The organism is Inhella proteolytica (genome assembly GCF_016093275.1).
Classification (GTDB): Bacteria; Pseudomonadota; Gammaproteobacteria; order Burkholderiales; family Burkholderiaceae_C; genus Inhella; species Inhella proteolytica.
The window spans coordinates 96426-121998 of record NZ_JAEDAK010000005.1 but is presented as its reverse complement, the minus strand read 5'-3'; the positions used below and the strand labels follow the sequence as shown (position 1 = coordinate 121998).

Genomic DNA, 25573 nt, shown 5'->3' with positions numbered 1-25573 from the left:
GGCTTCCTCCGGTAAGGCGGGAAGGCATCAGCACCACCCCTTTGCTCGTGCACGCTCGGCCTCCAGGCGCTTCTGCAGCTTCAGCTGATTGGCATGGTTCAGCGCCGCGAAGTCCGGGTGACGAGCGAAGTAGGGCCCCAGCCAACCGGCCTCATGGGTGAACGCCAGCGTCCAGGCCAGATTGGGCGGAAAGACATAGCAGTCCGACCAGGGCGGCCCCTGCGGGGGCTGAGACAGCAGCAGCGCCTGCTTGCGGTCATTGGCCAGCACGACGAACTCGACCCCAGTCTGCTGCCGGTACGTTGACATCGCCTCCGCTCCGGAAAGCGAGGGGTAACGGCCGCCACTGAACACATGCCAGAGAAAGTCCTTGGTGTTCATGCCTTGGCGATCCTTGCCATACACCGCCAACCAGTCCTGCGCCCATTGCGCCGCTTCGGCCGGGGAGTAGGCACGGATCAGCGCTACTTCGGGGATCGGCGGGCATTCACGACGGCTCATGGCGCCAAGCTCCCCTGACCGTCATCCGCCACCACCCGATCCCGCCCCGCCCGCTTGGCCGCATACAGGCGCGCGTCGGCACGCGCATAGAGCGCGGCGGGCAGGTCGGGGGCGGCGGCCATCTCGGCGCGGCCGGCCAGGCCGATGGACACGGTGATGTGCAGCTCGGGGTGCAGGGCGGCCCAGTCCTGGCGGCGCAGGCGTTCGCACAGGGCTTCGCAGGCCTGCAGCGCGCGCTCGCGGTCGCCGTGCAGGAAGAGCAGGCCGAACTCCTCGCCGCCCAGGCGCAGGGCGAGGTCGGCGCGGGCCTCGCGCAGCGGCTGGGCCAGGGCCTGCAGCACGGCGTCGCCCAGGGCATGGCCGAAGCGGTCGTTGACCTGCTTGAAGTGGTCGACGTCGATCAGGGCCAGCTGCAGGCCGGGGCTGCGCGGCCACTCCAGCGTCAGGCGTTCGTCGAACTGGCGGCGGTTGGCCAGGCCGGTCAGGGCGTCGGTGCGGCTTTCCTCGGCCAGGCGGGCCAGCAGGCGGGTCTTCTCGCGGTCGGCGGCCTGCAGGCGCTCGTGCAGGCTGCGCAGTTCGGCGTGGGCGCGCTCCAGCTCCAGGCGGCGCAGGCGCTGCTGGTTGGCGTCGGTCTGCGCGGCCAGCAGTTCGGCCTGCACCTGCAGGGCGCGGCGGCGGCGGTCGGAGTCCTCGTTGAACTGGGCACGCTCGGCCTCATGCGCGGCCTCCAGATGCGCCAGGGCTTCCTGGTGACGGCCGGCGCGCTTGTGCAGCTGGCTGAGCTGCCAGTGCGCGCGCTGCAGGGTCAGGCGGTCGCCGGTCTGGGTGCACAGGGCCAGCGCGCGCTCGAACTGCGCGGCGGCGCGCTCCTGCTCGCCGCATTCCAGCAGCACCAGGCCCAGGCCGATGCGCGCGGTGGTCTCGCCGGCCGGGTGGCTGCGGCCGGCGTGTTCCGCGGCGGCCTGCTCGCCCACGGCGCGCGCCTCGTTCAGGCGGCCCAGCTGGGCCAGGGGCTCGGCCAGATTGGTGCGCAGCAGGGCGGCGGAATCGTGCAGGCCATGGGCCTCGGCCAGTGCCAGGGCCTGCTCGAACTGGGCCAGGGCCTCGGCCGGCCGGCCCAGGTTCTTGAGGTTGATGCCCATGTTGTTGCGCACCGCCAGCTGCAGGCGCGCCAGGCCCAGGGCCTCGAAGCCTTCGAGCGCCTGGGCGTACAGGGCCAGGCCCTGCTCGGCGTCGCCGCCGCGCGAGATCGCCACGCCGCAGGAGAGCAGGGCCTCGGCCTGGGCCTGCGGGTCCTGGGCCTGGCGGGCCAGGTCGAGCGCGTGGCGCGCCCATTCGAGCGAGTCGTCGTGCAAGCCGGTGTGGGCGTAGGCGATGGCCAGGGTGCGCGCCAGGTCGAAGCGCAGGCGCGCCGGGGCGGCCGTGCTGGCGCGCTGCGCGGCCAGCAGGCGCTCCAGCCCGGCCAGCTCGCCGTGGCAGACCTCGGCCAGGCCGCGCACGCGCGCCAGGGCCAGGGCGGCGGCCTGCTGCTCGGCCGCGGGCAGGGCGGCTTCCAGGGTCTGCAGCTCGGCCAGGGTGTCGGCCGGTCGCACCAGGGCCTGGCCGGCCAGACGGGTGAGGTCGGATTCGAGGGCGGGGCTCAGCATGGGCGGCATCATCCGTGGTCTTGTTCCAGGTCAAAGCCGCCCGCTTTGCGGAGGGCCGAACTAGGGCAATCCCCAGGCCGGGTTGACCCAGTTCAATCACGCCCCGGGGCCTGCCATCGCACACTGCGGCCCGAGCATGGAGACCAAGACCCCCACCCCCGAGCTGCTGCGCACCAACGCCCTGGTGTGCGCACGCGCCGAGCGCGCGCTGTTTGCGCCGCTGGGCCTGGCCTTGCGGGCCGGCGAGGCGGTGTGGCTGCGCGGCGCCAATGGCAGCGGCAAGACCACCCTGCTGCGCACCCTGGCCGGCCTGGGCCAACCCTTTGCGGGCAGCTTCCACTGCCCGCGCCCGCCGCGCTACCTGGGCCATGCCAACGGCCTGAAGGACGAGCTGACGGTGGCCGAGAACCTGCGCCTGGCCGCGGCGCTGCAAGGCCAGCCCTGCGGCGCCGCCGAGCTGAAGACCGCGCTGCAGGCCCTGGGCCTGGGCGGCCTGGCGCGCCGGCCGGCCCGCCAGCTCAGCCAGGGCCAGCGCCGCCGCACGGCCCTGGCCCGCCTGGCCCTGCCCGCACCCGCAGCGCTGTGGCTGCTGGACGAACCCTTCGACGCGTTGGACCAGGAGGGCCTGGCCACGCTGCGCGGCCTGCTGCAGGACCTGCTGGCCGCGGGCAGCGCGCTGCTCTTCACCAGCCACCAGGAACTGCCCGGCCTGGCCACGCGCGACGTGCAGCTGGAAGCAGCGCCATGAGGGCCTTCTTCTGGCTGATCCTGCGGCGCGAGCTGCGCCTGGCGCTGCGCCGGCCGCTCGAAGCCCTGCTGCCGGTGGTGTTCTTCGTCGTCGCCGCCAGCCTGTTCCCGCTGGGCATCGGGCCGGAGCCGGCGACCCTGCGCCACATCGCCCCGGGCGTGCTGTGGGTGGGCGCGCTGCTGGCCACGCTGCTCTCGCTGAACCTGCTGTGGGGCGCCGACTGGCAGGACGGCAGCCTGGACCAGTTGCTGCTGGCCGGCCAGCCGGCCTGGCTGCTGGCCCTGGCCAAGGCCGCCGGTCATTGGCTCACGCACGGCCTGCCCCTGCTGCTGGCCGCGCCCCTGCTGGGCCTGATGTTCGGACTGCCCGCCGCGCCCCTGGGCCTGCTGTGGCTGGGCCTGCTGCTGGGCACGCCGGTGCTCAGCCTGCTCGGCGCCTTTGGCGCCGCGCTGACCCTGGGCCTGCGCGCCGGTGGTTTGCTCAATCTTTTGATCGTGCTGCCCCTGGCCATGCCGGCGCTGATCTTCGGCAGTGGCGCCGTGGGCGCTTTTGAAGCCGGCCTGCCCGTGGGCGGCCATTACTCGCTGCTCGGCGCGCTGCTGCTGGCCACCCTGCTGGGCGCGCCGCCGGCCACCGGCGCGGCCTTGCGCATTGCCGTCGCGTAAACCTATGAGTCGCTTCTACACCTTCGCCGCCCCGGTGCGCTTCTATGCGCTCACCGGCGCCCTGCTGCCCTGGCTGTGGCTTGCGGCCGCGCTGCTGGGCGCGGCCGGGCTGTACATGGGCTTCTTCGTCGCCCCCACCGATGCCACGCAGGGCGAGGCCTACCGCATCATCTTCATCCACGTGCCCGCGGCCTGGCTGTCGATGCTGCTCTACCTGGCCATGGCCTTCTGGGCGGCGATCGGCTGGGCCTTCAAGGCGCGCATGGCCTCGATGCTGGCGCGCGCCATCGCGCCCACCGGCGCGCTGTTCACGCTGCTGGCGCTGGTCACCGGCGCGCTCTGGGGCCAGCCGACCTGGGGCACCTGGTGGGTGTGGGACGCGCGCCTGACCTCGGAGCTGATCCTGCTCTTCCTGTTCCTGGGCTACATCGCGCTCGTCAACGCCATCGAAGACCCGCAGCGGGCCGACCCGGCCGGCGCCCTCTTGGCCCTGGTGGGCGCGGTGAACGTGCCCATCATTTACTTCTCGGTGCGCTGGTGGAACACCCTGCACCAGGGCGCCACCATCAGCCTGACGGCCGCGCCCAAGATGGCCGAGACCATGCTGCAGGCCATGCTGCTGACCACCCTGGCCTGCTGGGCCTACGCCTTCGCGGTGGTGTTCATGCGGGCACGGGCAATCGTGTTGGAGCGTGAGCGGGAGGCCGGCTGGGTTGCTGCGCTGCGGGGGAGTGCGTCATGAACTGGGGTTCGGTGTCGGAGTTCTTCGCGATGGGTGGGTATGGGCTCTATGTGTGGGGCTCGTATGGAATGGCTCTGGTTGTCTTCGTGGTCGAACCCTTGTTGGCTCGGGCGCGGCATCGGCGGGCTTTGGTGGGGGATGAGGAGCTGGGCGAATGAGTGCCGCTTGTTCATCTCGGTGCAGCCATCCGGGGCTTCACCCTCGAACCCCGACCCGCATTTCTTTGTCTTGCCAAAGAAACGCGGGGCAAAGAAAGGCGCCAACCCACACAGTCGCCCTAGGGGCGAACTGTGATGGCGGTGCTTGGGCTCACACTGACACGAGCCCTTCTCTGACTTCCATGGGCAGGACGACGAAGGCGCCCGGGGTACCGGTCGTCCCGGGCAGCGAGGACCATGGCCTCCGCGCTCCGAAGAACAGACCCCCAACCAGCGCAACGGGCCGCCTGATTGCTCGTTGGGGGTCCGTTCATCGCAGAGAGCCCGTGATGGTTTGCGGTGGTCTAGACGGCCGGTACTCCGGCCAGCTTAGCGGGCAGGTTTTCGCAGTCCCAGGAGGGGTGTGGGAGCCATGTGAACCGGACGTGCAGTCGCGCGCCGCCCTAGGCGGCGTGCGTGCATTCAAGCGCCGCTCGATGCCCCGCGTTTCTTTGGCGCAGCAAAGAAATGCGGGTCGGGGTGTGGGGTTGAAGACCCCACGGGCTCGCCGGCAGTAAGAGGAAGCAAGACAAATGAGCAGCACCATCAAACCCCGCCACCGCCGCCTCGCCCTGATCGGCCTGATCGCCCTGGCCCTCGCCGCCATCACCGCCCTGGTGCTGAACGCCTTCCAAAGCAATCTGGTGTTCTTCTACTCACCCACCCAGGTCGCCGCGAATGAAGCCCCGAAAGGAAGAAGCTTCCGCCTCGGCGGCCTCGTCGAGCCCGGCAGCGTGCAACGTCAGGGCGTGCAGGTGAGCTTCAAGGTCACCGACAACCTGCACCAGATCCCCGTGCGCTTTGAAGGCGTGCTGCCCGACCTGTTCAAGGAGGGCAAGGGCGTCGTCGCCCAAGGCCAGCTCGGGGCCGATGGCCAGTTCACCGCGCGCGAGGTGCTGGCCAAGCACGACGAGAACTACATGCCGCCCGAGGCGGCCGATGCGCTGCACCAGGCCGAGCAGGCCCGCGAACGCGCGCAGCGCAGCATGGGAGCGCCCAAGTGATCCCCGAGCTCGGCCATTTCGCCCTCTGGTTCGGCCTGGGCCTGGCCGCCCTGCTGGCCGTGCTGCCACCGCTCGGCGCCCAGCGCGACCGTGCCGACTGGATGGCGCTGGCCACCCCACTCAGCCGTGGCCTGGCGCTGGCCGTGCTGCTCGCCTATCTGTGCCTGAGCTGGGCCTTCGTGCAGCACGACTTCTCGGTCGCCTACGTGGCGCAGCACAGCAATTCCGAGCTGCCGCTGCCCTACCGCCTGGCCGCCGTGTGGGGCGGGCATGAGGGCTCGCTGCTGCTCTGGGCCCTGCTGCTGGTGGGCTGGATGACGGCCCTGCAGCGCAAGGCCGGCAGCCTGCCGCCGGCACTGCTGGCGCGTGTGCTGGGGGTGATGGGCGCCCTGGCCTTCGGCTTCCTGCTCTTCATGCTCAGCACCTCCAACCCCTTCGAGCGCCTGCTGCCCATGCCCGAAGAGGGCGCCGACCTCAACCCCCTGCTGCAGGACCCCGGCATGGTGCTGCACCCGCCCATGCTCTACATGGGTTACGTGGGCTTTGCGGTGGCCTTTGCCTTTGCCATCGCCGCGCTGCTGGCGCCCGAGGACGACCTGCAGCGCTGGCTGCGCTGGGCCCGGCCCTGGACGGCCGCCGCCTGGGCCAGTCTGACGGTGGGCATCGCCCTGGGCAGCTGGTGGGCGTACTACGAACTGGGCTGGGGCGGCTGGTGGTTCTGGGATCCGGTGGAGAACGCCAGCTTCATGCCCTGGCTGGCCGGCACGGCGCTGCTGCACTCGCTGGCCGTCACCGAAAAGCGCGGCGCCTTCCGCAGCTGGACCCTGCTGCTCGCCATCCTGGCCTTCTCGCTCTCGCTGCTCGGCACCTTCCTGGTCCGCTCGGGCGTGCTGTCTTCAGTGCATGCCTTTGCCACCGACCCCAAGCGCGGCCTCTTCATCCTCGGCTTCCTGGTGGTGGTGGTGGGCGGCTCGCTGAGCCTCTTTGCCGCGCGCGCGGCGCGCATGGGCCTGGGCGCACGCTTCGGCCTGCTCAGCCGTGAGACCACTTTGCTGGGCAACAACGTGATGCTGCTGGCCACCTGCGGCGCCGTGCTGCTGGGCACGCTCTACCCGCTGGCGCTCGATGCACTGGCCGGGCAGAAGATCTCGGTCGGCCCGCCTTACTTTGAATCGGTGTTTGTGCCGCTGATGGTGCCGGTCATCGTGCTGATGGGCGTGGGCCCGCTGCTGCGCTGGAAGCAGGACGAAGGGCCCGCGCTGGCACGCCGCCTGCGCGGTGCCGCGCTGCTGGCCGCCTTGGCCGCCGGCGCCTTCGGCTGGGCCGTGGGCGGCGGGCGGCTCAGCGCCGCGGCCTGGTTCGGCCTGGCGCTGGCGGGCTGGGTGCTGGCCTGCTGCGCGGCCGATCTGACCGAGCGCCTGTGGCCCCGCAACGGCCAGGGCTTCGGCGTCCGCTGGCAGGCGCTGCCGCGCTCGGTGCTGGCCATGCAGTTGGCCCACGCGGGCGTGGGCGTGTTCATCGTCGGCGTCACCCTCGTCAACAGCCTGCAGGTGGAACGCGACGTGGCGCTGGCGCCCGGCCAGGGGGTGGAGGTCGCAGGGTTCCAGTTCCAGCTGGAGCGGCTGCAGCGCATCGAAGGCCCGAACTACGGCGGCGTGCAGGGCCTGATGCGCGTCAGCCGCGCGGGCGAGTTCGTGGCCGAGCTGCGCCCCGAGAAGCGCGTCTACCGCAGCTCCGAGATGCCGATGACCGAAGCCGCCATCCGCGCCGGGCTGCTGCGCGATTTGTATGTGTCGCTCGGGGAACCGCTGGCGGGTAGCAATGCCTGGATCGTGCGCGTCTACGTCAAGCCCTTCATCGACTGGATCTGGGGCGGCTGCCTGCTGATGGCCGCAGGCGGCCTGCTGGCCTGGCGCGACCGCCGCTACCGCCTGAGCGCCCGCGTGGCGCAAGCCCCCGCCGCGGTCCCACCGCCCGAGCGCGTTCCGGAGCGGCCGCTGGGAGGCGCCACACCATGAAGCTCAAGGCCCTGCTGCCCCTGCTCGCCTTCGGCCTGCTGGCCCTGCTGCTGGCGCGTGGCCTGCAGCTCAACCCGCGCGAGATCCCCTCGCCCTTGATCGACAAGCCCGCGCCCGCCTTCGAGCTGGCCGCGCTGCACGAGGGCAAGCCCGCACTAAGGAGCGCCGATCTGCAAGGGCGCGTGAGCCTGCTCAACGTGTGGGCCAGCTGGTGCACGCCCTGCCAGCAGGAGCACCCGCTGCTGGTCGACTTCGCCAAGCGCCAGCCCGGCGTGCAGCTGATCGGCCTGAACTACAAGGACCAGCGCGAGGCCGCGCAAACCTGGCTGCGCCGCCTGGGCGACCCGTACCACGCCATCGGCTTCGACGAGCGCGGCCAGCTCGGCATCGAGTTCGGCGTCTACGGTGTGCCCGAGACCTTCGTCATCGACCGCCAGGGCCGCATCCGCTTCAAGCATGTCGGCCCGCTCACCGCCGAGCTGATGCGCGAGCGCATCGAACCCCTGTTGAAGCAGCTATGAGAGTCCTCCTGCTCCTGTGTCTGTTGCTGGCCGGCACCGCCCGCGCCGATGCGCAGCTCGACGCCCGCACCCATGCGCTGGCCCAGCAGTTGCGCTGCCTGGTGTGCCAGAACCAGACGATTGCCGACTCCCACGCCCCGCTGGCCGTGGACCTGAAGAACCGCGTGCGCGACCAGCTCGCCGCCGGCAAAAGCGAGGCCCAGGTCATTGAGGACTTGACCGCCAAGTACGGCGACTTCGTGCTCTACAACCCGCCCGTCAAGCCCAGCACCTGGCTGCTCTGGGCCGGCCCGGCCCTGCTGGGCCTGGGGGCGCTGGCTGGCCTGGCCTGGACCCTGCGCCGCCGCGCCCAGCAGCCCGCCGCCGCCTTCGAACCCGACCCCGAGGACGGGGAGGACCCGCGATGAACCGCCCCGAACTCGAAGCCCTGCGCGCGCAAGGCCTGGCCCTGCGCGCCGCCGGCGCCCCGGCCGATCAGCAGGCCGAACTGGAGCGCCGCATCGTCGAGCTGGTGCTCACGCCCCCACCGCCGCGCGCGCCCGGTCGATTGCTGGCCGCCTGCCTGGGCGCCGCCCTTCTGCTGGCCGCCGCCGGCTACGCCTGGAAGGGCAACCCCGCCGCCCTGAGCCCTGTGCAGGCGCCCGACCGCACCGAGGAAATGGTGCAGCGCCTGGCCAGCCGCCTGCAGCAGCAGCCGCAAGACCCCGCCGGCTGGGCCATGCTGGGCCGCTCGTACGCCGTGCTCGGCCGCATGGACGAAGCCGTGGCCGCCTACCGCAAGGCGGTGGAACAGGACGGCGCCAATGCCGAGCTGCTGGCCGACTTCGCCGATGTGCGCGCCACCGGCCAGGGCGGCTCACTGGAGGGCGAACCCGCCGAGTTGCTGGCGCGGGCGCTGCAGATCAACCCGGATTCGGTGAAGGCCCTGGCCCTGGCCGGCACGCGCGCACTGCGCGCCGGGGACAAGGCGCAGGCGCGAGTGCACTGGGAGCGGCTGCTGAAAGTGGCGCCGCAGGGGCATCCGCTGCGGGAGATGGCGGAGCGGAGCATGGGAGAGCTGGCCCAGCCCTGAGCCGCGCGGTAGCGCGGCGCCCGCAAAGCGCGAATCAATCGCGGCTCAGGCCGCTTGCCGACGCGTCCGCGCAAGCAGGCCCAAGCCCAGCAGGGCCAGAGAAAGCGTGGCCGGCAGAGGCACCTTGCCATCCTTCTCAAACAGGAAGTTGGGCCCGAACATGCCCGGCGTGAAGGCGCCGAAAGTCGAGGGGAAGGCCAGCGAGCTGCCGCCGTCAAAGGCACCATCCGTCCAGGTGATCTCGGGCGCCGTGCTGAAGGAGTCCACCATGATCCGCTGCCGGTCGGCATTGCCCTGCGGCATCGTCATGACGATGACGTAGTCGCCCGCGGCCAAGCCCACCGATGACAGCAGCGCTTCGTACCGGAAGTCGCCATCCAGCACACCGCCGGTGCCCGCGCCCAGTGTGAGCGAGGCAAGCAGCGCTTGATCGCTGTAGCGGTAGATGCCGATGTCGTGCCGGATCGCCATCCCGTCGCGGTCGTCGTCATAGGCGCCTAGCGAGGTCACCGTGATGGCACTGTTGACGGTGAACCGCCAGCCGTAGAGCTGGTCGGAGCCGGAGGTGGCATTCGCCCCACCACTCATGCTCACCAGGGCCGGCGCGGCACTTGCACATGTGGCGGCGCAAAGCGACAGAGCGCCAAGGGTCAATTTGAGAGCATTCATCGCGATTCCTTTGGGCAAACGTCCAGACCGAACGACAGCCAAGTACACGCATAGGCTGTGCCAGTGCTTCCAAGACTCTGATTTGACTGGCCCTCAGTCCGCTGTCCGGAGAGGACATGTCAAGAGAACCGACGCCCCGATGATCCTTCGGATTCGCTGGGTTTTGCACCGCGACGGCCGGACGCCATCCCTGGGCCGATGGCATCATCATTTCCAGCCCCCCGCTGGAGACCCGCCTTGCGCCGTTCAGGTCACCCCGCTTTTCCTCGCTCCCTGCTTCGGCCTTGGCTGGCGTTCGCCCTCGCCGGGGCCAGCCTGGGCAGCGCCCAGGCGCAACCGGAAATCCATTGGGCGGTGGTGGATTGGCCGCCGGCTTTTGTGCTGGCTCCGGAGAAAAAGCCTTCGCGCATCGAAGAGCTGGGCGATGGCCAGTTCGACCGGCTCTTCCAGGAAATTGCGCAGCGCCTGCCGGAGTTCACACACCGCCCCCAGCTGGTGAATTCGGCGCGGCTCTGGCATTTCATCGGCGAGGGCCAGACCCTGTGCGCCGGGCCCTTGCGCAAGAGCCCGGAGCGCCTGCAGCTGGCCTACCTCACGCCGGCGGTGCGCTTGGCGCCGGTGAGCCTGGTGGTGCGCACGGCCCAGGCCGAGGCGGTGCTGGGCAGCAACGGCCGCGCCTCGATCACCGAGCTGCGCACCCGCCCGGAGCTGCGCGGGAGGCTGGAGAGCGCGCGCAGCTACGGCGCCGCGCTCGACGCCGCGGTGCAGGGCCCCAACCCCTTGCCGCGCGAGACCACCGCACGCGTGGGCCAGACCCTGGAGTTCGTGGCAGCCGGCCGCTACGACTACACGCTGGAGTACGCCTTCGTCGTCGAGCATCTGCGCCGCAGCGGCCGGTTGAAGAGCGAGCTGAGCGCGCTGCCGCTGAAGGAGGCGGGGGACTGGGAGACCGGCTACATCGTCTGCCCGCGCACGCCCTGGGGGCATGAGGCCATCACGGCGATCGACCGCGCCATCCGCCAGGCGTCCACCGCGCCGGGCTTTCGCGAGGCCTATCTGCGTTGGCTGCCGTCGTCCATGCGGCAGGCCCAGCAGGCGGCTATGGACGCTTTCTACGACGCACGCGCCAAGGGCGGGCCGCAGATCGAGTGAAGGCCGGCGCGGCCGCGCCTTCACCCTACTCACAACTGGACACACTCCCGCCCCCAAGACGGAGGGGGCCTGAGCGCAGCCGGACGCCAGGGCTTGCCTAGCATGCGCGCCCTGCCACTCCCCAGCCGGCACGGCGGGGAGGCCATCCGCACGCCAAAAAGAGGGAGCCCCCACGATGTTCGAACGGACCCATGCCCGGGCCTGGTTGGCCCTGGCCGCCAGCCTGGCCCTGAGCGCCTGCGGCGGCGGTGAAGAGACCCCCGCCGAGGCCTCGCCCCGCATCCAGAGCAGCAGCCTGATCCGCAGCGCAGCTGCGGCCGCCGACAGCAGCGTCCCGCCCGCCGAGGCCGCCCGCCAACTGATGAATTTTGGTGAGCAGATGTTCCCGGCGTGGTTCCCCGGCCACGCCAGCACGCAGACCTTCGGCCCCTATCTGTACCGCTACTACGCGGAGAGCGGCAACTACCTCGCCGTGGCGAATGGCCAGGTGTTCGTGAGCGGCACCAGCTTCGGCCCCGCGCTCCTGGAAGTCGGCCCGATCACGGCGTTCTACAGCCCGGTGCCCGGCGGCAGCGCGAGCATGACCACACCCAGCACCGGCAAGACGCCCTGGCGCGTGCGCGCGGCGGCGCAGTTCGAGCTGCGCGACGGCGCCGGCACCCTGGTGGCCGGCCCGCTGAGCTGCAGCAGCGACGCGCCGCAGGCGCTGGTGGTGGCGGCAGACTGCTCCACGCTCACCGGTCAGCGCCTGGGCCTGCATCCGGTCACCGTGAGCAACGGCAGCACCAGCGCCAAGGTGATGGTCAAGGTGATCCCGGTGGCGCAGCCGCTGGGGCAGCAGGGCGCCGCCACCGCCGTGCAGATGGTGGTGACCGTGGACGGCCACGTGCTGGCCTGGGGCAGCAATGCCGATGGCGAGCTGGGGCAGGGCAAGTCGCCCAGCGAGCTGCCGGCCCTGGGCCTGCCCACGCCGGTCAAGAACCCGGAGGGCACGGGCAGCCTGAGCGGCATCGTGGCGGTGTCGGCCGGCGAGGGCGCGGCCCTGGCGCTGAGTGAGGACGGCGAGGTCTATTCCTGGGGCGACAACGGCAGCTCCAAGCTGGGCCGCAGCCTGACCCCCGCGAGCGCCAGCTACGCGGCCTTGCCCGGCAAGGTGCAGGGCCCCACAGGCAGCGGCACGCTGAACCACATCGTGTCGGTCTCCATCGGCGCCAACAACGCCATCGCCCTGCGCGACGACGGCACCGTCTTCAGCTGGGGCGGCTACGCCGGGCATGACGACTCCGCAAGCGCGCGCAAAGTGCCCGGCATTCCCATCGGCCTGGAAGGCAACGGCCGCTTCGGGCCCGCGGTGGCGATCTCGGCGGGCTGGAGCTGGAACGCCGTCCTGCTGGCCGACGGCCGCGTCGTCACCTGGGGTTACTCCAGCAACAGCGAGGGCAATCTCGGCCGGCCGGGCAGCACGGCACCCTACCTGCCCGGTCTGGTGGTGACGGCCGCCAACGGCACGCCGGTGAGCGACATCGTCGCGCTCTCGGCCGGCTACCAGCACGCCCTGGCGCTGGACGGCAGCGGCCGCGCCTGGGCCTGGGGCCGGGGCAGTTCGGGGCAGCTCGGCGGCGGCGTGAACAGCTCCTCGCCCACCTTCGCCAGCCTGGTGAAGGCGCCCGACGGCGGCCCCAGCCTGGCCAACGTCGCCATGGTGGCGGCCGGCGGCAACCACAGCCTGGCCCTGGACCAGGGCGGCCGCGTGTACAGCTGGGGCTTTGCCACCAGCGGGCAGCTGGGCGATGGCGCCAACCGCCTGGCCGGCAACGGCCGCAACCTGCCGGCCCCGGTGGTGGACGTGAGTGGCACGCTGAGCCTGGGCTCGGTGGCCGCGCTGGCCGCCGGCTATGACGGCTCGGTCGCGCTGTTGCGCGACGGCAGCGTGCTGGCCTGGGGCAATGGCGCCAAGGGCGCCCTCGGCCAGGGTGCCAGCGCCAACCCCGACTGGCCGGTGCCGCTGCCGGTCAAGAACGAAGCTGGCAACGCCGCGCTGATGCTCACCCCGGTGTCCTTCTGGACCCTGCTGAATCGGGTGGCCCGCTAGGCCCCCATCGCGGCGCAAAATCGCGCCAATCGCCCCGCCCCGGAGACCCCCATGGCCCAGCCCGACGCCCCCCTCCCGCTGCCCCATGCCCTGGCCTGGCCCACGCTGGCCCAGGCCCGTCAGGAGCTGCTGGACGGCTTTGACGGCAACCATGACGGCGCCATCACGCGCGCCGAGATCGTGGCAGTGGCCGACCCGAGCGGCCAACATGCGGATGCCCTGAACCCGGTGGTGCAGAAGTTGGTGGACCTGATGGATACCAACCGCGATGCGCGCGTGGTGGGCAGCGAGCTGGATGCCGCCTTGCTGCGCCTGGATGTGAACCGCGATGGCCAGCTGAGCCCGGCGGACCTGGCCGGCCTGCGCGCCGACGCTGGCCTGGCCCCGGTGCTGGCCGCGCTGATGCAAAGCCGCCTGCCGGGCCCGCTGCCGCTGCCACCGGAGCCCCCGCTGCCCCCGGCGCGCCAGGCCCCCACGGTGACGCAGGTGGTGGACGCGCTGTTCACGCGCTTCGACGGCAACCGGGATGCCGGCATCACGCTGACCGAGCTGCTGGCCGTGCTGGACCCCAAGGGCCACCGCGGCAAGCTGGAGGCCGCGATGCAGGAGCTCGTGACGGCGGTGGACACCGACCACAACGGCAGCATGAGCCTCGCCGAGATGCAGGCCGCCGTGGCCTCGCTGGACCGCAACCAGGACGGCCAGCTCGACCACGACGACCATGTGCCCGGCCCGCCGTCCGACGAGGCCGTCGACCTGATCGGCGTGCTGCTGCCGCATCTGCGCGACTTCGACATCGGCACGCTCGGCCACTTCGGCTGAGCCGCTGACCGCCTCTCAGTCCGTCGCGCCCGCCAGTTCGGCGGACCAACGCACCGCCGCATTGCGGCCGCGCCGCTTGGCCGCATACAGGGCCTGATCGGCGCGCCGCAGCAGGGCCTCGCGGTCGGCGTCATCGGGCTGCGATTCGCTGAGCCCGAAGCTCGCCGTCAGCGTGATGGGTGCGCCGGCAGCGCCGCGGAGCTCCAGCGCCGCCACGGCCGCACGCAGGCGCTCGGCCAGGCGCTGCCCTTCCTGCGCCACCTGCGCCTGCGGCATCAGCACCAGGAACTCCTCGCCACCCAGGCGGCTGAGCTGGTCGGTCTCGCGCACCTGCGCCTGCAGGGCCTGGGCCACGGCCTGCAGCGCGCGGTCGCCGACGGCGTGGCCATGCTGGTCGTTGATGCGTTTGAAGTGGTCCACGTCCACGGCGATGGCCACCAGCGGCCTGCCGTAGCGGCGCGCGCGCTCCCACTCCAGGTGCAGGCGCTCCTGCATGGCGCGGCGGTTGGCCACGCCGGTCAGTGCGTCGCGGCTGGCCTGCTCGCGCAGGCGGTTCAGCAGGCGCAGCGCCACCAGGAAGATAAACAGGAAGTTGAAGGTGCCCGCGCTGACCAGGGCCACCGCCCAGGTGGCGGTGGGCACCGCCTGCGCGCCGGTGATGTCCAGCGGCAGCTGCAGCAGGCCCCAGCCGACGAAGAACAGGTTCAGCGCCAGCTGGGCCAGCACCGGCAGGGTGGCGATCCAGGCCATGCGCCGGCCGAACTCGGCCAGGAAGGCCGGGCGCGCCTGCATGAACACGGCGCCCAGCAGCAGCGCATTGAAGAAGGCCATCGCGCCCACGCGCGCCGACGTGGCCGCCGGCCCGATGAACAGCAGCACGCCCAGCGCCAGCAGCGGCAGGCCGAACCAGAGCGCATCGGGCGGGCGTAGGCGCAGGAACACCAGCACGCCACGGCCGGCAAAGGCCAGGCTGAACACGGTGGCCACGTTGCTGCCGGTATGCGTCAGCCACACCGGCCCCTCGGGGCGCCAGGCCACCAGCGCCGCCTGCAGCGCCGCCAGCAGGGCAAAGCCCAGCCAATGCAGCAAGGCCGGGCGTTCTTCCCTGTGCACGGCACAGCCCAGGCCCCACACCAGGGCGTACAGGATGAGCTGCAGGCTGGTGAGAATGCTCATGGCGGGGCAGTATGCCGGCCGACCCGGGCGCGCTAGGCTGGCGGCTCAGCCACCCGCCGCCTTGCGCCATGCCCCCCTTCGCCCTTCAACGCATCGACCACCTCGTGCTGCGCGTCAGCGATCTGGCGCGCAGTCTGAACTTCTACGAGCAGGTGCTCGGCTGCCAGCTGGCGCGCCGGCGCGACGACCTGGGCCTGCTGCACCTGCGCGCCGGCAGCTCGATGCTGGACCTGGTGGCAGTGAGCGGCCCGCTGGGCCAGCGCGGCGGCGCCGGTCCGGGCGCCGAGGGCCGCAACGTCGACCATCTGTGCCTGCGCATCGAGCCCTTCGACGCCGAGGCCCTGGTCGCGCACCTGGCACGCTTCGGCCTGCAGCCGCTGGGGCCGGTGACGGACAACTTCGGGGCCGAGGGCGACGGCCCCTCGCTCTACTGCACCGACCCCGATGGCAACACGATCGAGCTCAAGGGGCCGGCGCACGCGGCTTAACCGCGCACGTAGCGCAGGCCTTTGACGCGCTCGCTGTTGTACTCAAGGCCCTGCACACGGCCCTTGGCATCGCGCTGCAGCAGCAGCACGAAGCCGGGGCCCTGCAGCAGGTCGTTCGCCACCAGCTCCAGTGGCGCCGGGCCCTGGCCTGGCATCTGGGCCTGCAACTCTCCATCCTTGAACTGCAGCTCCCAGCGGCTGTTCAGCCCGGCCGCCGCGTAGCTGCCGGCCAGGGCCTGCAGCTGCGCCGGCTGGGGCTGGAAGGCGGGCAGGCGCTTGAGCAGCAGACGGACCTTGTCGCTGCGGCGCTGCAGCTCGACGCTCTGACCATCGGCCGACCAGCTCAGGCGCGTGATGCCGCTGGCCGATTGCAGCTCGCGCTCACCGAGGGATCGCAACGGCGCCCCGCCCCCGCCCAGGCGCATCTCGGTGCCACCGGGCACACGCGGGTCGGGCTGGATGCGCAGCAGGCTGCGGCTTTGCGGGTCGAAGTAGCGGCCGTGGAAGGCCTTGCCATCGAAGGGCTGGGGCGCTCCGGAAGGGCGGCTGACCGGCTCGGTGAACTGCTCGGCCAGCAGCAGGTTGGCCACCTGCTGCGCCAGGGCATCGGGTCGGGTGCTGCCCAGGTTGCAGGTAACGGCCAGGCCCAGGCGCTGCTGCGGGTACTGCACGGTCACGGCGCGGTAGCCCGCCCAGGCGCCGCCATGCTGGGTGCGCGGCAGGCCGCGGTCGCTGTCGATCATCAGGCCCATGCCGTAGCCCAGCAGCGTGCCGTCGTTCAGGCGCCCGGGGGTGCGCAGGGTCTCGATCAGCTCGGGCTTCAGCACCTTGGGGTTGGCCAGCTCGCCGTCCCAGCGCGCCAGGTCCTGCACCGTGCTCTGCACCGCACCGTCGCCGGCCTGGTTCCAGTTCGACATCTCGATGACGAAGCCCTTCTCGCCGGGCCCGTAGGCGGTGGCGCGGTTCGGCACGATCTGCGTGTGGTCGGTGCGCACATGGGTGGCCTGCATGCCCAGCGGCTGGAACAGGCGCGCCTGCAGCAGGGCGTCGAGCTTTTGGCCGCTGACGCGCTCGACCAGCTGCGCGGCCAGGAAGTAGCCGCTGTTGCTGTAGCTGTGCCGGCTGCCGGGCTTGAACTGCAGGGCGGGTGCGGCGCGCAGCGCCAGCAAGGCCTCGGCATCGCCGGTGACGTTTTCCAGCGCATGGCCGGCCAGCATCATCAGCTCGGTGTAGTCGTTCAGGCCGGCGGTGTGATGCAGGATTTGGCGCACGGTGAAGCGCTCGGGCAGGGCCTTGGCGAGCTCGGGCAGGTGCTGCTGCACGGCGTCGTCCAGGCCCAGCTTGCCGTCCTGCACCAGCAGCAGCACGGCCACGGCGGTGAACTGCTTGGAGCTGGAGCCGATGTCGAACACGGTGTCGGGCCGGATGGGCACGCCATGGTTCAGATCGGCCAGGCCATAGCCCTTGGCGTAGAGGATCTCGCCGGCGCGGTACACGCCGAGCGCACAGCCGGGGCTCTGCGCACCGAACTCGGCAAACACGGCGTCGATGCGCGCCGGGTCGAGCACGGGCTCGGCGGCGTGGGCGCTGCCCAGCAGGGCGGTCAGCAAGGCGGTGAGCAGGGGCTTGAGGCGGTGCGGCATGCAGGGTTCCTGGGTTGCAAAGGCGCGCAGCATCGTCGGCACCGGCGGCCTGACCCAGCGCGACGCGACAGGCTGCGCATTGCCACGCACAGGGCGCGGGCCGCGCGGACGGCTGCGCTGCGTTTGCTCACAAGGCCTGTCAGCCGGATGGCCAGAATCCGCGTTCCTTGCCAGCCGGCCTGGCCGGCCAATACGTCCAAACCGATGGAGCAACGAATGAGAACAAGCGGGATCCTGGTGGCGCTGGGTGCGCTGGCCCTGGCGGGTTGTGCAACCAAGGAATACGTCAACGAAGCCGTGGCACCGGTGCGTGCGGATGTGCAGGGCCTGCAGCAGCGTGCGCAGGCGCAGGACGACGGCCTGAAGGCGCTGGACGGCCGGCTGATGGGCCAGGGCGAGCGCATCAAGGCGCTGGAGCTGGAGGCCCAGGCCCGCGCCGCGGCGGCCGGCAAGATCAAGCAGCCCGGCTTCCTGATGAGCACGGTGCTGACCGACGACCGCTTCAAGTTCAAGCTCGGCCACGCCCAGCTGAGCCCCGAAGCGGGCACGCAGCTCGATCAGCTGGTGGCCCAGCTCAAGGCCGACAACCAGCCGGTCGTGCTGGAGATCCAAGGCCATACCGACAGCAGCGGCAGCAGCGCCTACAACCAGCGCCTGGGCCTGGAGCGCGCCGAGGCCGTGCGACAGCACCTGGCGCGCGCTGGCGTGCCGCTGCACCGCATGGCCACCATCTCCTACGGCGAAACCGCGCCAATGACCGACAACCGCAGCGCCGAGGGCCGCAGCCTGAACCGGCGCGTGCAGGTGGTGGTGATGCGCTGAGCGACTGAAGCGCAGGGCCGGCCGCGCCGCTCAGGCGGCGGCCGGCTCCAGCCCCCAGTGCGCGCGCGCCTTGCGGCATTGCGCATCACCCGGCTGCACGGTGCGGCAGGGCGAAGGGCGCTGCGCATAGATGCCACAGGCCACGGAGCGGCCCACCTCGCCCTGCAGGGCCACGCAGCGCGGCGGCAGGCTGGCGGTGCCCTGCATGCAGCGCTCCAGCGGGCGCAGGGCCTGCGTCAGCGCGGCCGGCACCTGGCCGCCGGGGGCGTCGTCGGCCTCGGCCCAGTAGAAGGACACCCGGTAGGTGGCGCAGCAGGCGCCGCAAGTCTGGCAATCCGGCACGGTGGCCAATCCCCTCAATGCTCAGCAGGGGCGGGATTTTGGCGGGCTCAGTGCAGCAGGCCGTAAACCCGCTCGGGCGGCAGCCGGGCCACCAGTTGCCGATCAGGCTCCAGCGCCTTGAAGGCGAACTCGGGCTGGCTGGTGTCGCGCTTGAGTGAGGCCTGGCAGGGCATGCCGCGCTTGTCGGTCAGCGTGGCCACCAGCGGGGTCTGCGGCGTGGCGCCGCGGCGGATGACGACGCCGCGCTCGCCATTGGCCAGGCTCACCACCTCGCCGGGCGGCAGGGGCCCGAACTCGCGGATCAGCGCCGCCACCATCGGGCTGCTGGGGTACTCGGCATAGGCCTGGCGCTCGGCCTCGCGCAGGTCCAGCGCGGGGCGGGATTCGCGCCGGCTGATCTTGGCCAGGAACACATCGGCCAGGCGCAGGAGTTGGGCGGGCTCGCAGACCTCGCGCAAGCCACGCGGGTAGCCCAGGCCGTCGGCATGTTCGTGGTGCTCGACCACGGCGCGCAGCCAGGTCTCGTCCTCGATGCCGGCGGCGCGCAGCCGGGCCACCGCGGCATCGGGGTGGGCGCGCAGCTCGTCGCGCTGCTCGGCCGTCAGGCGGCCGTAGATGGCGAAGCGACCCTGCAATTCGAGGCAGGACAGGTTCATCGTCAGCGCCGCCATCAGCAGGGTGCGCTGCTGCTCGGGAGCCCACTGCAGGCGCCGCGCCAGCAACCAGGCCAGGGCCGCGGTGTAGACGGCGTGGGTCAGGCCGTACATGCGCAAGTGGTGGGACTCCTGGCGCAGCATCAGGTAGAGCGCCACATCGGGCTGCTGCTCGACCAGGGACTGCAGGTTGTCCCCCAGCTCGTTGCAGGCGGCGCGGAAGTCCTCCGGCGCCAGCGGATCGCGCGCCAGCGCATCCAGGCCCCAGTAGCAGCGCCCCCAGCGCGCAAACAAGGTGGGCGGCTGCGGCTCGACCTTGCGGCCCGCGGCCAGAGCCTTGATCTCCTCGACATCGGCATGGATGCCGCGCGCCAGCAGGGCTTCGAGCTGGCGTTCGCTGCGGATGACCTGGGCCGCGGCCAGCAGCAGATGGCCGTGCTCGTCCCGCACATTGAAGGGCAGGGGCGCGCCCACCTTGATCTGGCTGGCCACCAGCTTGAGCAACTGCATGCGCAGCTCCTGCGTCGGTCGGCCTCCCTGGTCCGGATTGAGACCCAGGCCAGGGGCCGCTGTCAAGCCGCCGGCCGGGAGTCCAATGCGGGGCATGCGCATTCCTGCTCCTGAATTCCTGCCCCTGGACCCGAGCGAGGCCGACCAGGCCCGCCGCCTGCACGCGCTGCTGCAGGCCGCCTACCGGCAGGAGGCCGAGCAGCTCGGCCTGGGGGCCGACTACCCGCCGCTGCTGCGCACGGTGCATGCGCTGCAGGGCAGCGGCGAGTGCTGGATCGCCGCGGCCGAGCAGGGCGAACTGCTGGCCGCGCTGGGCTTCTACCCTGACGAGGACGATGAAGCCGTGACGCGCATCGGCGCCCTGGTGGTGCGGCCGGACCGGCAGCGCCAGGGCCTGGCCACCTGCCTGCTGCATGCGCTCAGGGCCAGCCTGGGTGCCCACGCCCGGCTCACGGTGCAAACCGCACAGGCCAACGCCGCCGCGCTGGCCTTCTACCGCCAGGCCGGCTTCAAGGAACTGCGCCGCTGGCAGGAGCGCTGGCCGGGTGGACAGCTGCGCGTGGTGAAGCTGCTGCGCTGAGCTTTCCTGTTGGGCCAAAGTCACGCAATCCGCTTTCTTTAGGGGAGCAACCTAGGAAATTTTGTTTCCTGAGGTAGGGGAGCCCGCTTAGAATCGCTTCGCTTGCCACGCCTTGCTCTCGCACGTGGCATCTGTCGTCTGACACCGCGCGGCCGCTCAAACTGCCCGCCGCCCAAACTGCCAGCCGCCCTGCTCACGGGGCCGCTCCAGCCGTCGACTACTCCAAGCGACGAGCCTCCCGGTCGGACCGCTCCCCGGCCAACATCCAGCGGCGCTGCGTTCGCCCTCCCCGTTTTTCCATTGCCCGGCGCACTGTCCCCGGGTCACGGTCCAAGGCCCAACGCAGGGTCCGGGCCGGTCGGCGCTCACGCGCCCATTCCATGAATCAAGTCGTACAACAACAAAAAAATCCTTCCAGCTTCGAGCTGGGCAAATACCTGATCTCGCCGCTGGCGCGCATGACGGAGCCGGGCGTGTACCGCGCCTCGGTGTCGATCCGCAGCGGCCGCGGCCGTGCCAGCCACGACCGCGTGTTCCGTTTCCTTCCCCAGTTCTCCAGCCTCGAGAGCGCGTGCAGCTATGCCGCGGAACAAGGGCGGGCCTGGGTTGTGTCCCCGGCGCGATAACGCGCGCCCCAACCGGAGTCCCCCCATGGCCAAAGAAGAACTGATTGAGATGCGCGGCAAGGTCGACGAAGTGCTGCCCGACTCGCGCTTTCGCGTGACGCTGGACAGCGGTCACCAGCTGGTGGCCTACACCGCCGGCAAGATGCGCAAGCACCGCATCCGCATCCTCGCTGGCGACAACGTCAGCCTTGAAATGTCGCCCTATGACCTGAGCAAAGGCCGCATCACCTTCCGGCACATCGAAGCGCGCGCTGGCGCGGCCGCTTCCCGTCCTGCCTACCGTCCGCGCTGAGCCCTTTGATTGGAAACACCATGAGCACCAAGATTTACGTCGGCAATCTGCCCTACACCGTGCTGGACGCCGAGCTGCGCGACCAGTTCTCGCACTTCGGCAGCGTGGCTTCGGCCCGCGTCATGATGGACCGCGACACCGGCCGCTCGAAGGGCTTCGGCTTCGTCGAGATGGGTGATGCCGAAGAGGCTCGCCAGGCCATCGCCGGCCTGGACGGCGTGCAAGTCGCCGGCCGCGCCCTGAAGGTCAACGAGGCGCGTCCGCGCGTCTAAGGCCCACGCTCCGCAAGGAGCGCGCAATACCGCACAAGGGCGCCGCAAGGCGCCCTTGTGTCTTTATGGCCTTGCGGGGCTAAGCTGCCCGCATGGACTGGCCCCTCGCCAAAACCAGCCGGCGCTTCGCGCTGAACTGGACCTACCTGAGCGCGATCGCGCAGGGCGTTTCGCCCATCGATCTGCAGGGCTTGGCGCTGCGCAACTTGGCCGACGCGCGCCAGTACGCGCGCGAGTACGGCTACGACGTCGACCAGCCCGGCGTCACCGACTACCTGCGTGCCATCCAGCAGGAAGCGCTGGGCTTCGTGCGCAGCCAGTTCCTCAGCGCGGCGCAGCAAAGCCTGATCCCCCCCGAGGTGGCGCAGCCGGAAGACCCGCTGCAACTGCTGCTGCTGGCCTCGCACAGCAGCCACCGGCCCGACCCGCAGCGGCTCTGGGCCTGCACCCTGCTGAAGGTGATGCACGGCCTCTTCTACATCGACAACAACCTCAAGCTGCGCCACTTCGAGACCATCCGCCAGCAGGTCTTCGCCGGCCTGGACGAGGTGCTGGTCGAGCGCGAGGGCCGCAGCTATCTGCGCGACGGCCTGCTGGAGCTGCCGCTCGTGCATGTGGAGCGCAAGCGCAACAAGGGCCGCCACAGCATCCTCCTGAAGCTGCTGCAAAAGCCCGAGTACGTGGCCGCCGACATCCACGACCACCTGGGCCTGCGCCTGACCCTGCAGACGCGCGTGGAATGCCTGCTCGCACTGGAGCTGCTGCGCCGCGCCCACCTGGTCTCGGCCAGCAATCTGGAGGTGAGCCGCACGCGCAACACCCTGGTGGACCTGGACGCCGCCAAGCAGGTCTTCACGCGCTGGCGCGCCCTGCTGGAACGCAGCCCCGGCTACCCGCAGGCCCTGCTGCAGCGCATGGATGAAGAGCTGGCCGCGCTGGCCCCGCAGCCGCAGCGGCGCGACAACCCGCACAGCGCGGCCGAGTTCCACAGCCTGCAGCTGACGGTGCGCAAAATGATCCAGCTGCCGCCCGACGCCGGTAGCGAGGCCGGCTGCCGCTTCTTCTTCGCCTACGAAATCCAGCTGCTGGACGCCGCCAGCCTGGCGCAGAGCCAGCAGGGCGCAGCCAGCCACGAGGCCTACAAACAACGCCAGGTCGAGACCGCGCGGCGGCGCGTGTTCGGGCCGCAGCTGCTAGCCTGGCTGGGAGCGCAAGACAAGCATCCGCCGCCTTCCTAAGATCGCACGCACGCCACCACCTCGAGCGGTGAACAGGGAGACTTCCATGCAGCCAAGCCCTCTGCGCGTGACCCTGGGCCTGACCGTACTGCTGCTGGTCAGCTGCTCGGATGCACCTCGCAACCAGATCAACGTGCCCTTGACGCAGTACGCCAATCAGCTCGCGCTGGCTCTGGGCAGCCCCTTGTGGAACCTCGACAGGGCGGCGACTGACAGGATGCTGCAGCTTTTCCTGGTGCCGGGCATCGAGCACATCGAGGTGCATCCGGGGGATCCGAAAAGTGCAGCGCTGGAAGTGGGGCAACGACCTGCGCAGGTTCCGCTCTGCCAGATCAAGCGGCCCATCATCTATGGATCCGGCGACCACCAGGTGCAAGTCGGCACGCTGCTCATCAATCCGCGCTGCGAAGCCCTCAGTTGAGGGCCTGATGGCCGTCGCGGCGGCTGGCCGGAGCGGCGCGCGGCACACTGGCAGCGAAGGAGAGCTCCCACATGCAGACTTGGCTCATGCGCCTGCCCGGCCTCTTGTTCAGCGGTGTGTTCATGCTCGCCTTCGGTCTCGTGGGCATCTTCTTCGGCATCAAGCCCACGATCGAGACCCTGGCCATGGCCTGGACGGTGCAGGGCTGGCAGGCCGTGCCGGCCGAGGTGCTGCATGCGCAGCTGCATGAGTCCCACGGCAGCAAGGGCAGCATCACCTACCGGGTAGAAGCGCGCTACCGCTATGTGATCGACGACCAGGCGCACGAGAGCGATCGCATCGGCCTGGATGAGTCCAGCGGCAGCGACAACATCGGTGACTGGCACCAGCGCTGGGCCGACCGGCTGCAGACCTCGCAGGCACAGAACCTGAAGGTGCTGGCCTATGTGGACCCGACCAACCCGGCGCGCGCGGTGCTGGAGCCGCACATCCGCTGGCCGATGCTGTTCTTCCGCCTGCCCTTCGCGCTGGTGTTCACCGGCGTGGGCCTGGGGGCGGGCTGGGCCTTCCTGCGCATTTGCCGCGGCCAGCCGGCGCAGCCTGAAATCCAGCGCAAGTTGGACACACGCGGCGGCGGCGCGGCGGCGCTAGGCCTGTTCGCCTTCTTCTGGTGCGGCCTGTGCCTGCCCATGGTGGCGCTGGTGTGGAGCGACGGCGACGCATCCTGGGTGGCCAAGCTGGTGATCTCGATCTTCGGCCTGATCGGCATCGGCCTGGCCGTCGGAGCATGGAAGGCGCGGCGATGAAACGAATCCTTCTTGCAGCCCTGCTGCTGCCGGCCTGGGTGCTGGCCCAGCCCATCCCCACGCTGAGCCTGACGGGCGGCCGCTACGCGCTGGAGCTGCCCTATCTGGACCTGGGCAGCGGCAGCGCGCGCACGGCCTGGAGGGCGCGCCTGCAGTCCGGCGATCTGGCCGTCTTCGAAGTCGAGGCCGGCTCGGTGGCGCAGCAGGCCTTGCAGGGCAGCGGCAGCAGCGCGGCGCGCCTGGAGGGTGGGCCAGGCGCTTACCGCCTGCAGCTGCCCTATCTGGAGTTCACGCGGGATGGCCAGACGCGAGCCTTCCGTGCCACGCTGCAAAGCCCCGACCTGGCGCGCTTCCAGGTAGAGGCCGCCAGCGTGGCCGAGCTGGGCCTGTACCCCGCCGCACCCGGCGGCCTGCAGCTGAGCGAGCAGAGTGTGCAGACCGTCGGGGCCCAGCGCTTCGGCAGCTCCACCCAGCTGCTGCTGAGCTGGCAGGCGCCTGGGGCCTTGCCGGCGCAGTACGAGATCGAGGCGCTCGACGCCAGCGGCAGCGTGCTGCGCTTCCAGGCCGGCGCCGTGGCCACCCAGGCCCTGCTGAGCGGACTGAGGGCCGCCACGGCCTACCAGGTGACGCTGCGCGCCTGTGCCGATGCGGCCTGCAGCCGTTCGCGCAGCGCCAGCGTCAGCGCGAGCACGCCCACCGAGTTCTGGCAGCTGCAGGGCAGCGGCAACACGGTGGCCGGCCTGCTGCAACCAGTGAGTGACGGCAATGCCCGGCTCTCGGCCACGCGCTTCGGGCCCGAGGCCGGGGTCAGCGCAAACACCGTGCAGTTCTATTACGGCCCGCGCGGCTTCAGCGGGCTGGCGGTGGCCAGCAGCGCGGCAGGCAGCTATCAGAGCTTCACCAGCCTGGCCGCCAGCAGTGGGGTGCGTTCGCCCGGCAGCAGCGGCAACCCCATCCAGAGCATCATGACCGGCCAGGGCGTGCCCCTGGGGGGCACGCTGGGCGCCAAGGTACGGCTGTTCTTCGAATCGAACGACGCCGATGGCCGCACGCGCATCTACTGGGTGGACAGCGTGGACGGCTATGCCGGGCGCGATTTCCACAGCGGCGCCGCCACCCAATGCAGCAGCCCGGCCGACTACGCCGCCGGCGGCCCCTGCGCGGCCACCCTGGTGATCGGCGTGGAGGGCGACGGCGCCTTCGCCAACGCCAAGCTGCGCGCCGCCCGCCAGCAGAAGCTGGCCTGGCCCACGCAGGACGACTGGCGCTGGCGCGGCGAGGCCGGCAGCTTCATGGTCTTCACGGTCGATGCCATCAGCGGCTGCAGCACCGCCAGCCACAACCACGGCTATGCGGTGTGGGACGGCAGCCGCTTCCAGGTGCAGTACGAGGCCGCTGGCTGCCCCAAGCTCTTCAAGAGCATGCAGGCCGCCGTGCCCATGCACCTGGGCGGCGCGCGCTACAAGCTCTACTTCGGCGACCCCTCCGTCACGAGCGGGCGCCTGCAGGGCTCGGGCCTGCCCTTCGTGGGGCCGAAGAAGCTGCTCTACGCCGATGGCGCGCTCAGCGGGGCGGCCGGCACCGTGGAGTTCGAGGACTGGGAGCCCATCGCCCAGGCGCGTGGCCTGGTGTTCCTGTGGCCGAACGGCGAGCTGCTGGACGAGCGCGCCGAGGGCTATATCGACGACTTCCACTTCCTGGCACCGGCCGGCAACCTGGCGCAACAGCTGGGCTACCTGAGCATCACCGATGGCGTGGTGGTGCCCTTTGCGGCCCTGGCGGTGCTGCTGAACCCCTGAGAGGGCGGGCCCATGTTTGGGCATAGTGCGGCGCTCCACCACGCTGGGAGGTTTGC

General features: G+C 71.0%; 29 protein-coding genes. 22 read left to right on the top strand and 7 right to left on the bottom strand.

The genetic code is table 11. From position 1 onward, the window contains the following. Positions 1-27: 27 nt before the first annotated feature. Positions 28-501 carry a DUF4275 family protein gene (locus I7X39_RS09005; protein ID WP_198110805.1) on the bottom strand — a complete coding sequence of 158 codons (474 nt, stop codon included), beginning with the start codon at positions 499-501 and terminating at the stop codon, positions 28-30. Next, positions 498-2147 carry a GGDEF domain-containing protein gene (locus tag I7X39_RS09000; RefSeq protein ID WP_198110803.1) on the bottom strand — a complete coding sequence of 550 codons (1650 nt, stop codon included), beginning with the start codon at positions 2145-2147 and terminating at the stop codon, positions 498-500. Before I7X39_RS09000 ends, I7X39_RS09005 begins: the two co-directional genes overlap by 4 nt. A 136-nt stretch (positions 2148-2283) precedes the next feature. Here I7X39_RS09000 and ccmA point away from each other — a divergent pair, with 136 nt between their 5' ends. From ccmA to I7X39_RS08955, 9 genes are all read left to right on the top strand, one after another. Further along, entirely contained in the window at positions 2284-2895 is a 612-nt protein-coding gene (gene ccmA, locus I7X39_RS08995; protein ID WP_198110801.1) for a heme ABC exporter ATP-binding protein CcmA, read from the top strand. Next, positions 2892-3560, top strand: coding sequence for a heme exporter protein CcmB (gene ccmB, locus I7X39_RS08990; RefSeq protein ID WP_198110798.1), 669 nt, complete (start codon positions 2892-2894; stop codon positions 3558-3560). Before ccmA ends, ccmB begins: the two co-directional genes overlap by 4 nt. A 4-nt stretch (positions 3561-3564) precedes the next feature. Further along, the gene (ccmC, locus tag I7X39_RS08985; protein ID WP_198110796.1) at positions 3565-4302 is read left to right on the top strand and encodes a heme ABC transporter permease CcmC; all 738 of its coding nucleotides are present in this window, start codon (positions 3565-3567) and stop codon (positions 4300-4302) included. Beyond that, a complete protein-coding gene (gene ccmD, locus I7X39_RS23195; RefSeq protein ID WP_198110787.1) occupies positions 4299-4460 on the top strand; it encodes a heme exporter protein CcmD in 162 nt (53 codons plus the stop codon). The genes ccmC and ccmD overlap by 4 nt, the downstream gene beginning before the upstream one ends. A 584-nt stretch (positions 4461-5044) precedes the next feature. After that, on the top strand, positions 5045-5503 hold the full coding sequence (ccmE, locus tag I7X39_RS08975) for a cytochrome c maturation protein CcmE (protein WP_198110976.1): 459 nt from the start codon (positions 5045-5047) through the stop codon (positions 5501-5503). Then, entirely contained in the window at positions 5500-7521 is a 2022-nt protein-coding gene (locus I7X39_RS08970; RefSeq protein WP_198110785.1) for a heme lyase CcmF/NrfE family subunit, read from the top strand. Before ccmE ends, I7X39_RS08970 begins: the two co-directional genes overlap by 4 nt. After that, positions 7518-8042 (top strand): DsbE family thiol:disulfide interchange protein, encoded by a 525-nt coding sequence (locus tag I7X39_RS08965; protein ID WP_198110783.1) that lies wholly within the window; start codon positions 7518-7520, stop codon positions 8040-8042. Before I7X39_RS08970 ends, I7X39_RS08965 begins: the two co-directional genes overlap by 4 nt. After that, positions 8039-8449 carry a cytochrome c-type biogenesis protein gene (locus I7X39_RS08960; RefSeq protein WP_198110781.1) on the top strand — a complete coding sequence of 137 codons (411 nt, stop codon included), beginning with the start codon at positions 8039-8041 and terminating at the stop codon, positions 8447-8449. Before I7X39_RS08965 ends, I7X39_RS08960 begins: the two co-directional genes overlap by 4 nt. Beyond that, a complete protein-coding gene (locus tag I7X39_RS08955; protein ID WP_198110779.1) occupies positions 8446-9114 on the top strand; it encodes a tetratricopeptide repeat protein in 669 nt (222 codons plus the stop codon). Before I7X39_RS08960 ends, I7X39_RS08955 begins: the two co-directional genes overlap by 4 nt. A gap of 45 nt (positions 9115-9159) precedes the next feature. On the opposite strand, the gene I7X39_RS08950 is transcribed toward I7X39_RS08955, so the two are convergent. Beyond that, positions 9160-9783 (bottom strand): PEP-CTERM sorting domain-containing protein, encoded by a 624-nt coding sequence (locus tag I7X39_RS08950; RefSeq protein WP_198110777.1) that lies wholly within the window; start codon positions 9781-9783, stop codon positions 9160-9162. A gap of 237 nt (positions 9784-10020) precedes the next feature. Here I7X39_RS08950 and I7X39_RS08945 point away from each other — a divergent pair, with 237 nt between their 5' ends. From I7X39_RS08945 to I7X39_RS08935, 3 genes are all read left to right on the top strand, one after another. Then, entirely contained in the window at positions 10021-10935 is a 915-nt protein-coding gene (locus I7X39_RS08945; protein ID WP_198110775.1) for a hypothetical protein, read from the top strand. Positions 10936-11110: 175 nt separating this feature from the next. Continuing rightward, a complete protein-coding gene (locus I7X39_RS08940) occupies positions 11111-13027 on the top strand; it encodes an RCC1 domain-containing protein (protein WP_198110773.1) in 1917 nt (638 codons plus the stop codon). A 51-nt stretch (positions 13028-13078) separates the two neighbouring features. After that, on the top strand, positions 13079-13849 hold the full coding sequence (locus tag I7X39_RS08935; protein ID WP_198110771.1) for an EF-hand domain-containing protein: 771 nt from the start codon (positions 13079-13081) through the stop codon (positions 13847-13849). Between the two features lie 15 nt (positions 13850-13864). Here the strand turns inward: I7X39_RS08935 and I7X39_RS08930 are convergent, their stop codons facing one another. Continuing rightward, entirely contained in the window at positions 13865-15025 is a 1161-nt protein-coding gene (locus tag I7X39_RS08930) for a diguanylate cyclase (protein ID WP_198110769.1), read from the bottom strand. A 68-nt stretch (positions 15026-15093) separates the two neighbouring features. Between I7X39_RS08930 and I7X39_RS08925 the strand changes: the two genes are divergently transcribed. Beyond that, positions 15094-15513: a VOC family protein gene (locus I7X39_RS08925; protein WP_198110767.1), complete on the top strand. Its 420-nt coding sequence runs from the start codon at positions 15094-15096 to the stop codon at positions 15511-15513. On the opposite strand, the gene I7X39_RS08920 is transcribed toward I7X39_RS08925, so the two are convergent. Continuing rightward, entirely contained in the window at positions 15510-17156 is a 1647-nt protein-coding gene (locus I7X39_RS08920) for a serine hydrolase domain-containing protein (RefSeq protein ID WP_198110765.1), read from the bottom strand. The genes I7X39_RS08925 and I7X39_RS08920 overlap by 4 nt on opposite strands. Positions 17157-17372: 216 nt before the next feature. Here I7X39_RS08920 and I7X39_RS08915 point away from each other — a divergent pair, with 216 nt between their 5' ends. Beyond that, the gene (locus I7X39_RS08915; RefSeq protein ID WP_198110763.1) at positions 17373-17978 is read left to right on the top strand and encodes an OmpA family protein; all 606 of its coding nucleotides are present in this window, start codon (positions 17373-17375) and stop codon (positions 17976-17978) included. 30 nt (positions 17979-18008) lie between these two features. Here I7X39_RS08915 and I7X39_RS08910 read toward each other — a convergent pair whose 3' ends face one another. Next, complete coding sequence (locus I7X39_RS08910; RefSeq protein WP_232351840.1) at positions 18009-18338, bottom strand: YkgJ family cysteine cluster protein; 330 nt, start codon at positions 18336-18338, stop codon at positions 18009-18011. A gap of 29 nt (positions 18339-18367) precedes the next feature. Beyond that, the gene (locus I7X39_RS08905; RefSeq protein WP_198110761.1) at positions 18368-19483 is read right to left on the bottom strand and encodes an HD-GYP domain-containing protein; all 1116 of its coding nucleotides are present in this window, start codon (positions 19481-19483) and stop codon (positions 18368-18370) included. Positions 19484-19577: 94 nt separating this feature from the next. Here I7X39_RS08905 and I7X39_RS08900 point away from each other — a divergent pair, with 94 nt between their 5' ends. The 8 genes from I7X39_RS08900 to I7X39_RS08865 all read left to right on the top strand — a co-directional run bounded on the left by I7X39_RS08900 (position 19578) and on the right by I7X39_RS08865 (position 25517). Further along, positions 19578-20063: a GNAT family N-acetyltransferase gene (locus I7X39_RS08900; protein WP_198110759.1), complete on the top strand. Its 486-nt coding sequence runs from the start codon at positions 19578-19580 to the stop codon at positions 20061-20063. A 380-nt stretch (positions 20064-20443) separates the two neighbouring features. Next, a complete protein-coding gene (locus tag I7X39_RS08895) occupies positions 20444-20689 on the top strand; it encodes a hypothetical protein (protein WP_198110757.1) in 246 nt (81 codons plus the stop codon). A gap of 25 nt (positions 20690-20714) precedes the next feature. Beyond that, entirely contained in the window at positions 20715-20981 is a 267-nt protein-coding gene (gene infA, locus I7X39_RS08890) for a translation initiation factor IF-1 (protein ID WP_198110755.1), read from the top strand. Between the two features lie 20 nt (positions 20982-21001). Further along, a complete protein-coding gene (rbp, locus tag I7X39_RS08885; protein WP_198110753.1) occupies positions 21002-21253 on the top strand; it encodes an RNA-binding regulator in 252 nt (83 codons plus the stop codon). A 92-nt stretch (positions 21254-21345) separates the two neighbouring features. Then, positions 21346-22491 (top strand): TIGR04552 family protein, encoded by a 1146-nt coding sequence (locus I7X39_RS08880; RefSeq protein ID WP_198110751.1) that lies wholly within the window; start codon positions 21346-21348, stop codon positions 22489-22491. Positions 22492-22537: 46 nt separating this feature from the next. Next, positions 22538-22912, top strand: a complete 375-nt coding sequence (locus I7X39_RS08875) for a hypothetical protein (protein ID WP_198110749.1) — start codon at positions 22538-22540, stop codon at positions 22910-22912. 71 nt (positions 22913-22983) lie between these two features. Next, positions 22984-23718: a DUF3592 domain-containing protein gene (locus I7X39_RS08870; protein WP_198110747.1), complete on the top strand. Its 735-nt coding sequence runs from the start codon at positions 22984-22986 to the stop codon at positions 23716-23718. Continuing rightward, positions 23715-25517, top strand: a complete 1803-nt coding sequence (locus tag I7X39_RS08865) for a fibronectin type III domain-containing protein (RefSeq protein ID WP_198110745.1) — start codon at positions 23715-23717, stop codon at positions 25515-25517. The genes I7X39_RS08870 and I7X39_RS08865 overlap by 4 nt, the downstream gene beginning before the upstream one ends. Positions 25518-25573 lie beyond the last annotated feature (56 nt).

What these genes read in the sequence shown, in the direction of transcription:
- I7X39_RS09005 (WP_198110805.1), bottom strand. Translation starts at nt 501, where the DNA reads ATGAGCCGTCGTGAATGCCCGCCGATCCCCGAAGTAGCGCTGATCCGT.
- I7X39_RS09000 (WP_198110803.1), bottom strand. Translation starts at nt 2,147, where the DNA reads ATGCTGAGCCCCGCCCTCGAATCCGACCTCACCCGTCTGGCCGGCCAG.
- ccmA (WP_198110801.1), top strand. Translation starts at nt 2,284, where the DNA reads ATGGAGACCAAGACCCCCACCCCCGAGCTGCTGCGCACCAACGCCCTG.
- ccmB (WP_198110798.1), top strand. Translation starts at nt 2,892, where the DNA reads ATGAGGGCCTTCTTCTGGCTGATCCTGCGGCGCGAGCTGCGCCTGGCG.
- ccmC (WP_198110796.1), top strand. Translation starts at nt 3,565, where the DNA reads ATGAGTCGCTTCTACACCTTCGCCGCCCCGGTGCGCTTCTATGCGCTC.
- ccmD (WP_198110787.1), top strand. Translation starts at nt 4,299, where the DNA reads ATGAACTGGGGTTCGGTGTCGGAGTTCTTCGCGATGGGTGGGTATGGG.
- I7X39_RS08965 (WP_198110783.1), top strand. Translation starts at nt 7,518, where the DNA reads ATGAAGCTCAAGGCCCTGCTGCCCCTGCTCGCCTTCGGCCTGCTGGCC.
- I7X39_RS08960 (WP_198110781.1), top strand. Translation starts at nt 8,039, where the DNA reads ATGAGAGTCCTCCTGCTCCTGTGTCTGTTGCTGGCCGGCACCGCCCGC.
- I7X39_RS08955 (WP_198110779.1), top strand. Translation starts at nt 8,446, where the DNA reads ATGAACCGCCCCGAACTCGAAGCCCTGCGCGCGCAAGGCCTGGCCCTG.
- I7X39_RS08950 (WP_198110777.1), bottom strand. Translation starts at nt 9,783, where the DNA reads ATGAATGCTCTCAAATTGACCCTTGGCGCTCTGTCGCTTTGCGCCGCC.
- I7X39_RS08940 (WP_198110773.1), top strand. Translation starts at nt 11,111, where the DNA reads ATGTTCGAACGGACCCATGCCCGGGCCTGGTTGGCCCTGGCCGCCAGC.
- I7X39_RS08935 (WP_198110771.1), top strand. Translation starts at nt 13,079, where the DNA reads ATGGCCCAGCCCGACGCCCCCCTCCCGCTGCCCCATGCCCTGGCCTGG.
- I7X39_RS08930 (WP_198110769.1), bottom strand. Translation starts at nt 15,025, where the DNA reads ATGAGCATTCTCACCAGCCTGCAGCTCATCCTGTACGCCCTGGTGTGG.
- I7X39_RS08925 (WP_198110767.1), top strand. Translation starts at nt 15,094, where the DNA reads ATGCCCCCCTTCGCCCTTCAACGCATCGACCACCTCGTGCTGCGCGTC.
- I7X39_RS08920 (WP_198110765.1), bottom strand. Translation starts at nt 17,156, where the DNA reads ATGCCGCACCGCCTCAAGCCCCTGCTCACCGCCTTGCTGACCGCCCTG.
- I7X39_RS08915 (WP_198110763.1), top strand. Translation starts at nt 17,373, where the DNA reads ATGAGAACAAGCGGGATCCTGGTGGCGCTGGGTGCGCTGGCCCTGGCG.
- I7X39_RS08905 (WP_198110761.1), bottom strand. Translation starts at nt 19,483, where the DNA reads ATGCAGTTGCTCAAGCTGGTGGCCAGCCAGATCAAGGTGGGCGCGCCC.
- I7X39_RS08900 (WP_198110759.1), top strand. Translation starts at nt 19,578, where the DNA reads ATGCGCATTCCTGCTCCTGAATTCCTGCCCCTGGACCCGAGCGAGGCC.
- I7X39_RS08895 (WP_198110757.1), top strand. Translation starts at nt 20,444, where the DNA reads ATGAATCAAGTCGTACAACAACAAAAAAATCCTTCCAGCTTCGAGCTG.
- infA (WP_198110755.1), top strand. Translation starts at nt 20,715, where the DNA reads ATGGCCAAAGAAGAACTGATTGAGATGCGCGGCAAGGTCGACGAAGTG.
- rbp (WP_198110753.1), top strand. Translation starts at nt 21,002, where the DNA reads ATGAGCACCAAGATTTACGTCGGCAATCTGCCCTACACCGTGCTGGAC.
- I7X39_RS08880 (WP_198110751.1), top strand. Translation starts at nt 21,346, where the DNA reads ATGGACTGGCCCCTCGCCAAAACCAGCCGGCGCTTCGCGCTGAACTGG.
- I7X39_RS08875 (WP_198110749.1), top strand. Translation starts at nt 22,538, where the DNA reads ATGCAGCCAAGCCCTCTGCGCGTGACCCTGGGCCTGACCGTACTGCTG.
- I7X39_RS08870 (WP_198110747.1), top strand. Translation starts at nt 22,984, where the DNA reads ATGCAGACTTGGCTCATGCGCCTGCCCGGCCTCTTGTTCAGCGGTGTG.
- I7X39_RS08865 (WP_198110745.1), top strand. Translation starts at nt 23,715, where the DNA reads ATGAAACGAATCCTTCTTGCAGCCCTGCTGCTGCCGGCCTGGGTGCTG.